This window comes from Paraburkholderia sp. Tr-20389, assembly GCF_017104565.1.
Lineage (GTDB): Bacteria > Pseudomonadota > Gammaproteobacteria > Burkholderiales > Burkholderiaceae > Paraburkholderia.
Window position 1 is genome coordinate 38,271 of the sequence record NZ_JAAGPD010000028.1, and the last position, 14,238, is coordinate 52,508.

The 14,238-nt window shown below is 59.4% G+C and carries 14 protein-coding genes; 3 read left to right on the forward strand and 11 right to left on the reverse strand.

The annotated features are described in order from the left end of the window. Positions 1-8: 8 nt before the first annotated feature. From G3N95_RS23935 to G3N95_RS23970, 8 genes are all read right to left on the reverse strand, one after another. Positions 9-1,439 (reverse strand): aldehyde dehydrogenase family protein, encoded by a 1,431-nt coding sequence (locus tag G3N95_RS23935; RefSeq protein ID WP_205972552.1) that lies wholly within the window; start codon positions 1,437-1,439, stop codon positions 9-11. After that, positions 1,436-2,515, reverse strand: a complete 1,080-nt coding sequence (locus G3N95_RS23940; protein ID WP_205972553.1) for a homoserine dehydrogenase — start codon at positions 2,513-2,515, stop codon at positions 1,436-1,438. The genes G3N95_RS23935 and G3N95_RS23940 overlap by 4 nt, the downstream gene beginning before the upstream one ends. Positions 2,516-2,666: 151 nt before the next feature. After that, positions 2,667-3,158, reverse strand: coding sequence for an Lrp/AsnC family transcriptional regulator (locus G3N95_RS23945; RefSeq protein WP_205972554.1), 492 nt, complete (start codon positions 3,156-3,158; stop codon positions 2,667-2,669). Between the two features lie 31 nt (positions 3,159-3,189). Continuing rightward, positions 3,190-3,741, reverse strand: coding sequence for a hypothetical protein (locus G3N95_RS23950; RefSeq protein ID WP_346778395.1), 552 nt, complete (start codon positions 3,739-3,741; stop codon positions 3,190-3,192). 545 nt (positions 3,742-4,286) lie between these two features. Continuing rightward, positions 4,287-4,583, reverse strand: a complete 297-nt coding sequence (locus G3N95_RS23955) for a hypothetical protein (protein WP_205972556.1) — start codon at positions 4,581-4,583, stop codon at positions 4,287-4,289. A 302-nt stretch (positions 4,584-4,885) separates the two neighbouring features. Next, positions 4,886-5,116 carry a hypothetical protein gene (locus tag G3N95_RS23960; RefSeq protein ID WP_205972557.1) on the reverse strand — a complete coding sequence of 77 codons (231 nt, stop codon included), beginning with the start codon at positions 5,114-5,116 and terminating at the stop codon, positions 4,886-4,888. Between the two features lie 826 nt (positions 5,117-5,942). Then, entirely contained in the window at positions 5,943-6,887 is a 945-nt protein-coding gene (locus tag G3N95_RS23965; RefSeq protein WP_205972558.1) for an FAD-binding protein, read from the reverse strand. Positions 6,888-6,914: 27 nt separating this feature from the next. After that, complete coding sequence (locus tag G3N95_RS23970) at positions 6,915-7,664, reverse strand: electron transfer flavoprotein subunit beta/FixA family protein (RefSeq protein ID WP_205972559.1); 750 nt, start codon at positions 7,662-7,664, stop codon at positions 6,915-6,917. 199 nt (positions 7,665-7,863) lie between these two features. On the opposite strand from G3N95_RS23970, the gene G3N95_RS23975 reads away from it, so the two are divergent. The 3 genes from G3N95_RS23975 to G3N95_RS23985 all read left to right on the forward strand — a co-directional run bounded on the left by G3N95_RS23975 (position 7,864) and on the right by G3N95_RS23985 (position 9,948). After that, complete coding sequence (locus G3N95_RS23975; RefSeq protein ID WP_205972560.1) at positions 7,864-8,448, forward strand: thiamine pyrophosphate-binding protein; 585 nt, start codon at positions 7,864-7,866, stop codon at positions 8,446-8,448. Between the two features lie 8 nt (positions 8,449-8,456). Further along, positions 8,457-9,062 carry a thiamine pyrophosphate-dependent enzyme gene (locus G3N95_RS23980; RefSeq protein WP_205972561.1) on the forward strand — a complete coding sequence of 202 codons (606 nt, stop codon included), beginning with the start codon at positions 8,457-8,459 and terminating at the stop codon, positions 9,060-9,062. A gap of 118 nt (positions 9,063-9,180) precedes the next feature. Continuing rightward, positions 9,181-9,948 carry a helix-turn-helix domain-containing protein gene (locus tag G3N95_RS23985; RefSeq protein WP_205972562.1) on the forward strand — a complete coding sequence of 256 codons (768 nt, stop codon included), beginning with the start codon at positions 9,181-9,183 and terminating at the stop codon, positions 9,946-9,948. 14 nt (positions 9,949-9,962) lie between these two features. On the opposite strand, the gene G3N95_RS23990 is transcribed toward G3N95_RS23985, so the two are convergent. From G3N95_RS23990 to pruA, 3 genes are all read right to left on the reverse strand, one after another. Continuing rightward, positions 9,963-11,123 (reverse strand): FAD-dependent oxidoreductase, encoded by a 1,161-nt coding sequence (locus tag G3N95_RS23990; RefSeq protein ID WP_205972563.1) that lies wholly within the window; start codon positions 11,121-11,123, stop codon positions 9,963-9,965. 56 nt (positions 11,124-11,179) lie between these two features. Beyond that, the gene (locus G3N95_RS23995) at positions 11,180-12,394 is read right to left on the reverse strand and encodes a pyridoxal phosphate-dependent aminotransferase (RefSeq protein WP_205972564.1); all 1,215 of its coding nucleotides are present in this window, start codon (positions 12,392-12,394) and stop codon (positions 11,180-11,182) included. Between the two features lie 80 nt (positions 12,395-12,474). Further along, positions 12,475-14,028 carry an L-glutamate gamma-semialdehyde dehydrogenase gene (pruA, locus tag G3N95_RS24000; RefSeq protein WP_205972565.1) on the reverse strand — a complete coding sequence of 518 codons (1,554 nt, stop codon included), beginning with the start codon at positions 14,026-14,028 and terminating at the stop codon, positions 12,475-12,477. Positions 14,029-14,238: the final 210 nt, after the last annotated feature.

The following is a 14,238-nucleotide window of genomic DNA, read 5'->3' on the forward strand; positions in this document are numbered from 1 at the left end:
ACTTCCCGTCAGATCGGCAGCGCCCGGTTGCGCCTGAAACAGACCACCTTCGGCTGCGTCATCTCCGTCATCGCGAACCGCACCCCCTCGCGGCCGAGCGACCCATACTTGAATCCGCCGAACGGCATGCCATCGAAGCGGTAATCGGATGAGTCGTTGATCATCACGCCACCCGCCTGAAGACGCTCCGCTGCGCCGAGCGCAATCTCGAGCCGGCTCGTGAACACGCCCGCGTGCAGGCTGCTCTCAGACGCGTTCGCGGCATCGAGGGCCTGCTGCAGATCAGTGAACTTTGTGATGGTCACGACCGGCGCAAACACCTCGTCGGTCCATACGCGTGTGTTGCATGGCACGTCAACGAGCACCGTCGGCTCATACAGTGCGCCATGCCGACGATGGCCGGTCAGCACCGTCGCGCCTTGCGCGACCGCCTCTTCCACCCAGCGTTCGGTCCGCTTCGCCTGTTCCTCACCGATCATCGGCCCCATGTCCGTCGTGTCGTCGAGCGGATCCCCGACGACCATCTTGCGGGTCAGCTCGACGAAGTAACGGACGAAAGGCTCGTATGCAGGCTCGGCCACGAAGATGCGCTGTGTACCGATACAGTTCTGACCGGCGGCCCAGAACGCGCCCGACACGCATGACTCAGCAGCATCCTTCAGGTCACAGTCGGCCATGACGATCACGGGAGCGTTGCCGCCGAGGTCCATCGCGATCTTTTTGAGACCTGCGTCACGTGTGATCGCCTCGCCGGTCGCCGGGCCACCGGTGAACGTCACCATACGGATGCGCCGGTCCCGTACCAGTGCAGACGCGATCTCCGCGCCGCCATGCACGATCTGCAGTGCATCGTGCGGCGCGCCTGCTTCCCACAGAATTTCGACGAGCGCCTGCGCGGACAGGGGGGCGAGTAGCGACGGTTTCAGGATCACTGCGTTGCCAGTCGCAATGGCCGGACCAAGCTTGTGGGCGACGAGATTCAGTGGATCGTTGAACGGCGTGATCGCGAGAATCACGCCAAGCGGCTCCAGCGTGTAGTAGCCGTTGCGATCCTCGGAACCCGGATACGAGTCGAATGGAATGGTCTCGCCGACCAGCCGTTTCGCCTCTTCTCCGGACAGCCGCAGCGTATTCACGCAACGCGCCACCTCCTTGCGTGCCTGGCGGAGCGGCTTGCCCGCTTCGCGCGAAATTGTGCGTGCGAGTGTGTCCGCGCGGGCTTCCACGAGCACGGCCGCTTGGGACAGGATGTCGGATCGACGGCTTCGCGGAAGCGCCCCGGCCACGGTTGCCCCCGTAAGCGCACGCTCGACGATTGCCGGTGCCGCATCGAGCGGCGCCGCGCGAACCGTCCCGACGATGGCACCGTCATACGGCGACCGAACATCGATCACGCTGGCAGACTCGAGGGCGCGAGTCACGGCATCACGCGCGGTCATTCGAGCACCTCCGGTGCGGCAGCAGCGATGCGGTCGACCAGCTCGATCAGGTCTGACAGGATCGCGAACGCGGTCTCCTGACGACCCGCGCCGGGCCCGCTAATCGTGACGCTGCCAAGCACGTCGGTGTCGAACATGATTGCATTCGTCACGCCGCTTGCGGCACGCAGCGGATGGCTGGCCGGCAGCTTGCGCGGCTCGACGCTCGCCGTTACCGTGCCGTCCGGTCGACGGACCGCCGACCCGACCAGCCTCCATGACATCCCTTCGGCGGCCGCGACACGCACGTCCTCCCCGGTCAGCCCGACGATACCGCGGCAGTGCACGTCGCGGCGCTGGAGACCCGCGTTCCACAGCGTGTTCGCGAGAATCACGACTTTCAGCTGCACGTCCGAACCGTTGACGTCGGCCGCGGGATCCGCCTCCGCATAACCACGCTGCTGGGCTTCCCTGATCGCCGCGTCGAAGTTCGCGCCCGCCTCGACCTGTCCGAGCACGAAGTTCGACGTGCCGTTCAGAATGCCGGCGAAGCCGTTCACATCGCAGCCACGAAGCGTCGTCGCGATCTGGCGCAGCACCGGCGTGCCGCTCATTACCGTTCCCTCATACATGAGGCACGCATCAGACTTTGTCGCGATCCGGGCCAGTTCCTGCTGCGCCAGCGCAATCGGCCCCTTGTTGGTAGTGATCACGTGCTTGCCGCATTCGAGCGCCGTGCGGCAGTGCGACAGCGCGGGTTCACCCGTGTTCGGATCGGTGAAGGTTGCTTCGATGACGACATCGACGTGCTCCGACGCAATCGCTTTCAGTACCGCGTCGAGATTGACGTCGGGCGAAACCAGCGTGCCGGGGTCGCGGCGCAACGCCATCGCATCAACACCGCGCCGCGCGGTTTCATCGAGCACGTCGAGCGCAATGCCGCGGGGATTCGTCGCGATGCCAAGCCGCAGGTCGGCAACCATCGTAATCAACACATCGAGCCCCGCGCCCGCCAGCGTCTCACGCTTTTTTCTGAGCAATTCGACCAGTCCCTGGTTGACTCCGCCGAAGCCGACCAGCGCCAACTTGAGTTCCATCTCGTTCATCTCCTGTTCAGTGAAATCAGGAAATATATTAGTAGTGCGAATTGCATGACAAATTATGCGATTCGACCGAAATCCACACGAGCGCTTTGCGGTTTGTCATGCGGGACGGACAGATCGGCCGTCCTCGCACCGTGCGTTCCCGTCAGGTCTCGGGGGGCTCGTCGTCTGGCTCGACCGGCACGAATAGCCCTACCTTGATCGAACCCAGTACGACGTTCGTATTGATGCGGCGAATCATGGGATTGCTCTGCATGATCCTTGCGCTCAACCGGTCATATGCCTCGACGTCCGGGGCAGTGATGATCGCGATCAGATCGACCGAGCCCGTCACATAGTAAATTTGCTGGATTTCGTCGTATGCCTTCGACCACTCACGGAACTTTGCAACCGTCTCATAGTTTTCGCGTTCGATCTCCATGGCGGCGATGAACGTCATCGGGCGTCCAACCGCCGCGCGATCGACTACCGCAATTTCTGCTGAAATGATCTTTTCGGTGCGCATCCGCTTCAGACGTTTCTGTACGGCGGACGTGGATAAGCCGATACGGTCGGCGATGGCATCCGCTGTCGCCGTGCAATCGCGCTGGACAATATTCAGGATCTTGCGGTCGAAGGCATCGAGTGCGTCAGTCATGGCTTGAGCTGCCGGTTGAAATGCGTGAAATTCAGAGGTAGAACGGGCGGCCCGACTTGAGCCCGACGAGGTGCCGGACCCTGTCGAATGTCGCAAGGATGGCTTCGCGCCATTGGGTGGCCGGCCCATCAATGCAGACCGGCGCGAAATGGACCGTGTCCACGCCGCTCGGGATGCGGAACGGACGCTCTATGCCGTCATCCGATTCGGTCACGAGCGCAGTACCATCGATCGCCGTGAGGCTCATCAGCATATGCGCGGGCGCCCTCACACCGAGTTGCTCTAGCAGCGGCTGGATGATCACTGGCAACTGCTCGAGGAGCGGCAATTCGTACGTGCCCGGCCACCACGCGTGGTGTTCGGCAACCCAGCGGCCAACACCCGGCATTCCCACCATCTCGATAGTGCGATCCGTGGTCAGGCGTACATAAGCACGGCACCGGCCGTCAGTATCTGGCATCGAACGGGCAAGCCAGCCATTCGAGTAGGTGGCTCCGTGGGTCAACCTAACGTTCGCAGGTTTAAGGCGGGCCAGCAGTTCGGCCGAGCGTGCGAACCGGATCGGCTCGAGGTCGACTTCCACAGCGGGGCCTGGCACAATCTGGCAAACCCATTTCGGACCTTCCTGCAAGGCAACTGGCACGTCGCCAGACCGAATCTCCGCGGCTCTCCTGCGAGCGCTTTCTACGATGACCAATGGCGTGTCCGACATGCAACTCTCTCGATACTGGCGGGACCGGGTCGCAGACATGGACACGCGCCCCTGAGGGTTCAACAAACCTGATGTTGTGTTGGAGAGATAGTATCGCCCTGTCACGATTAACAAAATCTCACTTGCGGCACTCAACGCTCAAAAGCGTACAAATTTCGCATGCAAAAGATGAAATTCGTCGCTCCGCGGCCGAGGAGAAGGCGCGAATGACGATTTGCGGGATCCTCGCCACAAGGATTCCGGGGCGCGGCGGTGGCGATCTGACGCTTCGCGCGACCGTCTGGTTGACATAAATCTAAGCGAGATCCGCCGTAATCGGTCGAAGCCTTGCTGGTCAATTAAGAATATTGCGAAAAATTGATAAATTGGTCTAGTCACATATTTTGGATCTCGAAATTATGTCGACCTGTTCACCGTCAACGACCGACTATGTGCGCCGGACGTTCGGTCAGTTCGTCGAGCAAGTCGTCCATTTCGCACAAGGCACGAAAACCATCCTCGTCAAACTGATCCACGTGATAGCGCCGCAGGTCCCGCATCGTCTCCCCGAGGCGGCGCAACGCATTGGGTGTGCTGTCGATCATCGGCCAGCAATGCATCAGATACACAAGTGGTGTGACGCTGCGCGTCTCGCACCACTTATCGAACAGACGCATGCAGATCGCGTTGATCTGCTCGACGGCGTTCTCCCACTCAGACAAATAGGCCATCATGGCTCAACGGATTTGACGTTGCGTTTCAATGTAGAGACAGCACTGCTGTCGAGTTGCCATCGGAAAATCCCGACGGCGTGCTTTTCAACAACCCGTTAAATTAAGGGCCGGAAAGGGTTTCAGAAACTTCATAGTTAAGCATCCTCGCGGTTGATCACTAGCAAGTCCACCGCGCGACACCTACTTGCACCCTTCGAATCTTGATCTACTGAAAAAGGGCAACTGGCGATCAATTGCGATGACAGCTAGTACGGTTGACGCTGGCTTGGCCCGTTAGCATTGGGTAGGATTCGGCTCAATTTCTAGTCAAGACCGGCAAATGGAACATTCGAGTCCATCCAGTCATAGTCCAAGTGCGCTGTCGTCCATGCCCAGTTCGAGACCGGATTTGACTCGACTTTTTGGTCGTCCTCACTTGAGCGGGCGCGGTTAATTTGTTGGTTCAAGTCACGGTTTGGCTGTGCTGGTGTGCTGGTCGTCTTTCGTTCTTTCTGCAGTTCATTTTGGTCTGCGTCGTCGAAGTTGATGAGCATATAGCGGTCGGGCAACGCAGGATGCTGCCGATCGCAGGAACTCTTGTCGGCGCAGTATCGGGATCAATCGGGCTCGCGTGGCACACGCCAGACTTGAGCCAATTTGGAGACGTCCATCGTCAATCGTCTGGTATCTGGCGGAAACACGTACCACGAGCCGTCCTCATGTCGAAAAAAGATAAGTTCAAGCGTGTCGGCAGAACGTGTTGCCTCGACACGGACACACCTCCACTGTTTGCATCGGATGCGCATGGATCGTGTGACTCGTGCCCGTGTATCTGACCCAGCACCAAACCATTTCTCGACCACGGATCGCAAGGAGCCTTCACGGAAACCCATCGCCCACCTCCATGCGCCATGATTGATTGACTCTTATCCGTACTCCGCAGCCGCTGCGGAGTCAGGAACGTCTTGCGTTTACAACGGCATGTGCAAAAAAAGCCCGGGAACACCGGGCAAAAGGCTCGCGCTCTCACACGCGAACACCGGAGATGCATGCGCGCTCCCAAACTTTTCGCAGCTCTATGCCACGCTTCGTCGTGGTAACTCGCGATTTTCCTTTTCGTCCCATCGTCGACTGCGCTGCCGGGCGGCTCGTATCGCGTGATCAAAATTTTCGTCTGTCGCAACGTGCCTGTGATCCACACTCACCAACCAGCAACCATCAGCAAGACACCATCGGATACGACGCTCCTCGACTAAGCCTGCAAACCATCGCCAAATGTCTGCGTCCTCTGCATTGACCGCATTCGCGGCGTTTTGTCGGATCTGAGTTGAGGTATCCAAAGGCTCCTCCTTCAGTGAAAGGGCTCAAATCTCAAGGAGCTTAGATACCCGCTACCAGTTCGGGCACGACTGTGAACAGATCGCCAACCACGCCGTAATCCGCGACGCTGAAGATCGGCGCCTCTTCGTCCTTGTTGATGGCGACGATGACCTTCGAGTCCTTCATGCCCGCCAGGTGCTGAATGGCGCCCGAGATGCCGACCGCGATGTACAACTGCGGCGCCACGATCTTGCCGGTCTGGCCGACCTGATAGTCGTTCGGCACGTAGCCGGCGTCGACGGCTGCGCGCGAGGCGCCCATTGCTGCGCCGAGCTTGTCGGCCAACGGTTCCAGCACCTTCGTGTAGTTTTCGCCGCTGCCCAGACCACGGCCGCCCGACACGATGATGTTCGCCGACGTCAGTTCCGGACGATCCAGCTTCGTCACTTCACGGCTCACGAACTGCGAGATACCGGAGTCGGCTGCAGCTTCGATCTTCTCGACCGAGGCGCTGCCGCCTTCCGCTGCCACCGGATCGAAACCAGTCGTACGCGCCGTGATGACCTTGATGGGATCAGCCGATTGCACGATCGCAATCGCATTGCCGGCGTAGATCGGACGCTCGAACGTATCGGCGGAATCGACAGCCGTGATGTCGCTGATCTGCGCGACGTCGAGTTTCGCGGCAATACGCGGCGCGATGTTCTTGCCGTAGGCCGTCGCGGGCGCGAGGATGTGCGAATAGTCCTTCGCGATGTTCAGCACCGTCGCCTCGACGTTTTCCGCGAGGCCTTCGGCCAGTTGCGGTGCGTTGGCGAGCAGCACTTTCGCAACGCCAGCCACCTTCGCTGCTGCATCAGCCGCGCCTTGGGCGTTGTGGCCAGCGATCAGCACATGCACGTCGCCGCCGACGAATTTTCCAACTGCGTGCGCGGCAGCAACCGTATTCAGCGTCGCTGCTTTCAGCCCCGCGTTGTCGTGTTCAGCAATTACCAGAATCGTCATTTCATTCGTCTCCGTGTGCCCGAAAAATCAAAGCACCTTGGCTTCGATCTTGAGCTTCTCGACCAGCGTCTTCACGTCGGCCACCTTCACGCCCGCCGAGCGCTTCGGCGGCTCGCTGACCTTCAGCGTCTTCAGACGCGGCGTCACATCGACGCCCAGGTCTTCCGGCTTCACGGTTTCGAGCGGCTTCTTCTTCGCCTTCATGATGTTCGGCAGCGTGACGTAGCGCGGCTCGTTCAGGCGCAGATCGGTCGTCACGACTGCAGGCAGCTTCAGTGACAGCGTTTCCGCGCCGCCGTCCACTTCACGCGACACGGTCGCCTTGCCGTCGGCCACGACGACCTTCGAAGCAAACGTCGCCTGCGGCAAATTCGCCAGCGCAGCGAGCATCTGGCCCGTCTGGTTCGAATCGTCGTCAATCGCCTGCTTTCCGAGAATGACGAGCGAAGGCTGTTCCTTGTCGACCAGCGCCTTCAGCAGCTTCGCGACAGCCAGCGGCTGCAGGTCCTCATTCGATTCGATCAGGATCGCGCGGTCTGCGCCGATCGCCAGCGCCGTGCGCAGCGTTTCCTGACATTGCGTGACGCCCGCCGACACGGCGATCACTTCCGTCGCCACGCCGGCTTCCTTCAGGCGCACGGCTTCTTCGACGGCGATTTCGTCGAACGGATTCATCGACATCTTCACATTGGTAATGTCGACACCCGTGTTGTCCGACTTCACGCGCACCTTGACGTTGTAATCGATGACACGTTTGACTGGCACAACAATTTTCATGAATATCCTCCAATCAGGTTGATGACAAGTTTGCTCACTACCGCTGTCAGACGGAATTCGCCATTCGCAAACAGCGCGTTTCAACGACTCGAACACTTTTGATGTCACTCACCAGTGGCGGAATCGTTAACCTGAAGCTAACCACGCCTTCCGGAATCAAAAATTGAGTGAACGGTGTCGCCAGGGCACGCTGTTATGCATGACGGCGCGTCCAAGCAACAACTTCGGCCGCATCCCTTTTTCAACTCATCAACGTGATTTCGACACCATGTCCGTTACCTGGCCTGAAGCAATCTTCGAGCATTTCAAAGCCGCTGACGTGCGGCAAGTCGCGTATGTGCCTGACGCGGGACACAAACGCCTTATCAACCTCTGCGAAGAAGATGCGGAAATTCACGCGGTTTCGCTTACGACTGAAGAGGAAGGCGTTGCCATGATGGGCGGCGCTTGGGTCGGCGGACAGCGTGGCGTGCTTCTTTTGCAATCGAGCGGTGTAGGCAACTGCATCAACATGCTTTCGCTGCAGCACGAATGTCGCATGCCCATCGTCATGCTCGTCACCATGCGCGGCGAGTGGGGCGAATTCAACCCGTGGCAAGTTGCGATGGGTAAGTCGACGCAGGACGCACTCGAGTCGGCAGGTGTCTACGTCTACCGTGCCGACGATGCAGACGACGTCGCGGAAACCGTCCAGGCAGCGTTGAACTTCGGCTACAACACCTCCCGTATGGTTGCCGTCCTCATCGGACAGCGTGTGATCGGCACCAAGAACTTCAAAAAGTGAGTACAGACATGACACAGCAGACGAAGCCCTTGAACCGTCGGCTGGCGGTGAAGCGGATCCTCCGCGATCGACAGCAGGACGTCCTTGTTGTAACGAGCCTCGGCAATCCGACGTTCGATGTCGCCTCCGCCGGCGACACTCCTCAGAATTTCTATCTGTGGGGTGCAATGGGCGGGGCCGTGACGTTCGGCCTCGGGGTTGCGCTGGCGCAACCGAAAAAGCGCGTCGTCGTTTTCGTCGGTGACGGGGAAATGATGATGGGCCTCGGTTCACTCGCGACGGTTGGTGTCGACAAACCGTCGAACCTATCCATTGTCGTCATCGATAACGAACACTACGCCGAAACAGGAATGCAACTCGCGCACGCCGGGCGCGGCGTTGACATCACAGCCATCGCGCGCGCGGCGGGCTTCGAAAACGCAGCAACGCTCGAAAGCGAGCGCGAACTGGACGACTTCGTCGACGTCATACTGAAGGCAGCTGGTCCTGTCCTCGCGACGGTTAAGGTTGGCACCGACCCGGAACCGACCGCCCTTCCTCCGCGCGACGGCCCGTGGCTGCGTAGCCGCTTCCGTGAAGCGTTGCTTGGAAGCGCCGCACACGCGAGTCAGTAAGTTCAGGCGGTAGCCGTGTCGCAGGGCGGGCCAGCATACGCTGCCCGCCTGTTTTCGTTCCGGTTCAGATTTTTCGAGCCTGTACAATCGGAGTCAACCTGACCCAGACGCTGACTCCATGCCGCCCCCGAAGGTCTTCTCCGATATGCTGGTTGAGGTACTGAAACAACTAGACACGCAGCCCGATCTGCTGGCACGCGTGTTCGATTGCCTGCCGGACGTGCTTTACTACATCAAGGACGCGGAGGCACGCTATCTCTCGTTCAATCAAACCCTGATCGAGCGCAGCGGCCTTCAGCGCGACGAAGTAGTCGGAAAGACTGCTGACCAGCTGTTTCCGGTAACGGGTGCGAGCACGAATGCACAGGATCTCGGCGTCATCGAAAGCCGCACCCCCATTCTTGAACGGCTGCGTCTTTACTCGACAGCGTCAGGACATCGGTATTGGTGTCTCAGTTCGAAATTCCCCGTTCTCGACGACCAAGGACACGCTATTGGCTTGATTGGCATTTCCCGCGATCTGCCGAGGCCGGACGAGCGTCATCACGGCTACAGGCGTTTGCAGGTCTATCTCGAGTATCTTGAGGGAAACCTCGGACAGAACATTCTCGTCAGCGAAGTCGCCGAACGCGCATCGATTTCGGTCGACACGTTGGAGAGGCTTTCGCGCGAAGTCTTTCATCTCACGCCGAAGCAGATGCTCATGAAGCTTCGCGTCGATCACGCATGCAAGCTTCTTGAAACGACGGACCACAGCATTACGGATATCGCGACCGAGTGCGGGTACGCCGACCATAGTGCATTCACCCGACAATTCAAAACGGCCACGCACCTCACACCCCGGCAGTACAGGAACGCTCGAGGGCGAGGCCTGAACCCGCACTGATGTGCGGGCTCCTGTCAGTAGACGCCCTCTTCGACGATGAGATTTCCAGAGGACAGTCGAGCCGGCGACAACGACGACAGGTCAATGGTGCGGAACTCGCCAAAACCAAGCAATTCCGCCATGCCTCGCCCTACGCCAGGACTATGCATCATGCCGTGACCGCTGAATCCAGCTGCCACGTATGAGTTCCCCGGCCCCATTTGCCCGACAAGGCCGTTATGGTCCAGGTAGTTGTATTCGTAATAGCCTGCCCAGGTGTGCTCAATGCGCAATGCCTCGAACGCCGGGATTCGTTCCGCCAGCGCCGGCCAGATAATCTCTTCGAATTCGGCAAAATTCGCATCGAGCGGCAAGTCGTCCAGATCCTGTTCAGCGCTTGGCGATACGATACAAAGAAAGTGATTCTGCTCGCGACGCAGATAAACACCTGACGTATCGATCAGGATCGGGAGGTCAGCTATCGGCGTCGGGCAAGACACGACAAAGGCAGAGCGCCTCCGCGCACGCACCGGCAGCTCAACGCCTAGCGAGCGAGCCAGCGGCGCACACCACGCACCGGCCGCATTGACAAACACATCCCCTGCGATTTCCCTGCCGTCGGACAGTTCGACGTGCGTGATCCGCTCGCGCGCTGTTCGATACCGAAGAGCTTCTCCCGTCACGAAGTGAACCCGAGCTTCGCGTGCACGGTTGCGGAACCATTGCATGACGCTGTAACCGTCGAACCACCCTTCGCCGCCCAGTCCTTCGACAGCGTAGGCCAGATCGTCGGCGTTGAGCCAGGGATAACGTCCCTTGAGGTCCGCGGGCGTGTATTCGCGCAAATGCACCCCAAGCGATTTCGCGAGCACACTGCGCCGCCGGAGCGCTTCTTCCTGTTGCTCATTCCCGAGAAACAGGTATCCGCAGTCCACGAGATCGACGCCCGCACCATAACGGGTCTTTTCACGCTCGCACGTCGCGAAAAACTCGTAGCCGAACTGCGACAACTCGATGCAGACTGGCGTAGAGAACTGTTGTCGAATGGAGCTCGCCGAAAGCGCCGACGAGGCTCTCTGGTAGGTGGGGTCTCGCTCGACGACCCAGATTTCCCGATCAGCGGATTGCTGACTCAGGAAATAGGCGATGGAACAGCCAATGGCGCCGCCGCCGACAATTACGACACGTTCACTCATGATTTACCTTTAACCGCGCGAATGGCCTTCAGGAGCCGTCGTGATGCGGTAATGATTCAGGCTGTCACAGCCTCAAGAGATTCACACGCGGACCTGATTCGGCCAAGTGCCTCGTTCAACTCTTCGATGGACGCCGCATACGACAGCCGGAAGTAGGGCGACAGCAAGAAGCCGGAGCCGGACACCACGGCGACGTTTGCGTCCTCAAGCAGATACATGACGAAGTCCTGATCCTTGGTGAGCAGCTTTCCGCTCGCAGTGCGCCGCCCCAGCACGCCGTGGCAACCTACATATGCGTAGAACGCGCCTTCCGGTTCATGCACCTGCAAGCCCCGGATCTCGCGCAGCCCGTTCACCACCCGATTGCGCCGTTCATCAAACGCAGCCAGCGACGCTGCAACGAACGACTGATCGCCCGTCAAGGCCTCCAACGCCGCGTACTGCGACACAGAAGACGCACTCGTGATGATTTGCCCCTGCACCAGATTCATGGCCTGGATCAGCGCCGTAGGTGCAGCTGAATATCCGATCCGCCAGCCCGTCATCGAATAGACCTTCGATACGCCGTTGATGACCAACGTTCGGTCGTAGAGATCGGGCGCAACGTTCAGAATGTTCACGAACGCCCGCGACGTGTAGACGAGCTTCTCGTAGATGTCGTCAGACAGCACCCAAACATGCCTGTTACGCCGCAGAACGTCTGCAAGCGCCTGCAGTTCTTCGGCTGAATACACCGCTCCCGTCGGGTTCGACGGCGAGTTGAGCATCAGCCATTTGGTCTTCGGCGTGATCGACGCTTCCAGTTGTACGGCCGTCAGCTTGAAACCGGATTCTTCGCCGCAGGTCACAACGACAGGCGTCCCTCCGGACATCTTGACAATCTCCGGATAGGAGACCCAGCAGGGAGCCGGAACAATCACTTCGTCGCCCGCGTTCAGCGTTGCGAAGAAAGCAGCAAAGATCGCCTGCTTGGCGCCTGCCGACACACTGATCGCGTCGGCGGCATACTCGAGGCCATTGTCGGTTTTCAGCTTCCCCGCGATGGCCTCACGCAATTCCCGCGTACCGGCCGCTTCCGTGTAGCGGGTCTTCCCATCCCGCATCGCCCTGATAGCAGCTTCCTGAATGTTCGCTGGCGTGTGGAAATCCGGTTCACCCTGGGACAGCGAAATCACATTCTTTCCAGCTCGGCGCAGTTCGGCCGCCTTCGCCGCCATTGCCATTGTTTGCGCGGGCGCAATCTGGCCAATGCGGTCTGCGATGAAGCCCATTCTCGTGTTTTCCGTTTGTGAGTGACAAAACATGTTTGCCCGGAGCGCCGTAGAACCGGCGCTCCGACATTCGCCCTTGATTACAGGCGCTCGGCGACTGCCTTCATCTGCAGGAATTGCAGCAGATAGTCGGGACCACCCGTCTTGGTGTCAGTGCCCGTGAGGTTGAAACCGCCGAATGGCTGAATCCCGACCAGCGCACCCGTGCACTTGCGATTGAAGTAGAGATTGCCCACGTGGAAATCCCTGCGCGCGCGTTCGATCCGTGCTCGGTCGTTCGAGAACAGCGCCCCAGTCAGTCCATACACCGTGTCGTTGACGACGGCCAGTCCTTCCTCAAAGTCCTTCACCCGAATAGCAGCGACGAACGGACCGAACACCTCTTCCTGCGCAATGCGCGCTTTCGGCGAAACATCGCCGAAAATCGTCGGTTCGATGAGGTACCCGGCTGCACCTTCGACAGCCTTGCCGCCTGTGAGCAGCTTGCCCTCGCCGCGACCGACGTCGATATAGGACAGTACCTTCTTGTACTGCAATTCGTTGCAGACCGGACCGAAACTCGGGTTGTCCTGCGCCTGCGCGACGACCAGTTCCTTCGTCTTCGCGACGACCTTCTCCAGCAACGCATCGTAGACGGAGTCGACCACGATCAGGCGCGAGCACGCCGAGCACTTCTGGCCTGAATAACCGAACGCCGCCTGAATGACCGCTGTAGCCGCATCGTCGAGATTCGCTGTTTCGTCAACGAGGATTGCATCCTTCCCGCCCAGTTCCAGAAACACGCGCTTGAACCACCGTTGTCCGTCCGCGAGTTTTGCTGCCGACTCGTTGATCTGCGCGCCAGTTGCGAGCGATCCGGTGAAGTTGATGAAGCGCGTCTTGGGATGCGCGACGAGATAGGAACCGATATCGCGACCCGTGCCCGGCAGATAGTTCACGACGCCCGGTGGCAGACCCGCCTCGGCGAAGATATCGAAGATCTTTGCGAGCGACACGATTGTGTCCTCGGCTGGCTTGCAAACGAGCGTATTGCCGACGACGATCGCGCCCACCGTCATGCCCGTCATCAGCGCCATCGGGAAATTCCAGGGTGAAATCGTCACCCCTGCACCCAACGGAATGTAGAAACTTTCGTTCTCCTCCCCCGGATAGTGGATCAGCGAACCCAACGCACCCACGTGCTTCAGCGCCTGTCGGGCATAGTATTCGGTGAAGTCGATCATTTCGGCGACTTCAGCGCTCGCTTCGACATAGTTCTTGCCGATTTCGTAGACAAGCCATGCTTCTAGCTCGCGCTTGCGGCGGCGCATGATCGCGGCGGCCTTCAGCATCACCCGGCTACGGTCTTCCTGGGTCCAGCGCTTCCACGATTCGAATGCCTGCCACGCGGCGTTGAGGGCTGCGTCGGCATGCTCTTTTGTTGCTTTCGCCGAGTAACCGACGACGTCCGAAGGATTCGACGGGTTCGTCGACGTCAGCTTTTCCTGCGTTTGAATCCGTTCGCCATTGATGATGAGCGGATAAGTCTGACCGAATTCGGCGTGCACCTTTTTGAGTGCTTGCTGCATCTCGGCCTTCGCGCTATCGGTGTCGAAGAGATCGAACGGCTCGTTCTTGTACGGCGCAATCAACATTGCATTCTCCAGGTTGAATGATTCCGGTTGCGGCGCTCGACGAGGCGCGCTTCCATTCATTGATTGTCCCGGGCGAAAAACCGTCCGTCTTGATCTGCCTCCACGATTTTCTGCGGAAATTTGCACAGTCATAAAACGATCAGGGAATACCTCTCCCAATGAGTCTCCGCCTGATAAGGCATACTCGTCGATATCACGCGCGCGCTGAGA

Coding starts and splice junctions, on each gene's coding strand:
- G3N95_RS23935 (WP_205972552.1), bottom strand. CDS start 1,439: ATGACCGCGCGTGATGCCGTGACTCGCGCCCTCGAGTCTGCCAGCGTG.
- G3N95_RS23940 (WP_205972553.1), bottom strand. CDS start 2,515: ATGGAACTCAAGTTGGCGCTGGTCGGCTTCGGCGGAGTCAACCAGGGA.
- G3N95_RS23945 (WP_205972554.1), bottom strand. CDS start 3,158: ATGACTGACGCACTCGATGCCTTCGACCGCAAGATCCTGAATATTGTC.
- G3N95_RS23955 (WP_205972556.1), bottom strand. CDS start 4,583: ATGATGGCCTATTTGTCTGAGTGGGAGAACGCCGTCGAGCAGATCAAC.
- G3N95_RS23960 (WP_205972557.1), bottom strand. CDS start 5,116: ATGCTCATCAACTTCGACGACGCAGACCAAAATGAACTGCAGAAAGAA.
- G3N95_RS23965 (WP_205972558.1), bottom strand. CDS start 6,887: ATGACGATTCTGGTAATTGCTGAACACGACAACGCGGGGCTGAAAGCA.
- G3N95_RS23970 (WP_205972559.1), bottom strand. CDS start 7,664: ATGAAAATTGTTGTGCCAGTCAAACGTGTCATCGATTACAACGTCAAG.
- G3N95_RS23975 (WP_205972560.1), top strand. CDS start 7,864: ATGACGGCGCGTCCAAGCAACAACTTCGGCCGCATCCCTTTTTCAACT.
- G3N95_RS23980 (WP_205972561.1), top strand. CDS start 8,457: ATGACACAGCAGACGAAGCCCTTGAACCGTCGGCTGGCGGTGAAGCGG.
- G3N95_RS23985 (WP_205972562.1), top strand. CDS start 9,181: ATGCCGCCCCCGAAGGTCTTCTCCGATATGCTGGTTGAGGTACTGAAA.
- G3N95_RS23990 (WP_205972563.1), bottom strand. CDS start 11,123: ATGAGTGAACGTGTCGTAATTGTCGGCGGCGGCGCCATTGGCTGTTCC.
- G3N95_RS23995 (WP_205972564.1), bottom strand. CDS start 12,394: ATGGGCTTCATCGCAGACCGCATTGGCCAGATTGCGCCCGCGCAAACA.
- pruA (WP_205972565.1), bottom strand. CDS start 14,028: ATGTTGATTGCGCCGTACAAGAACGAGCCGTTCGATCTCTTCGACACC.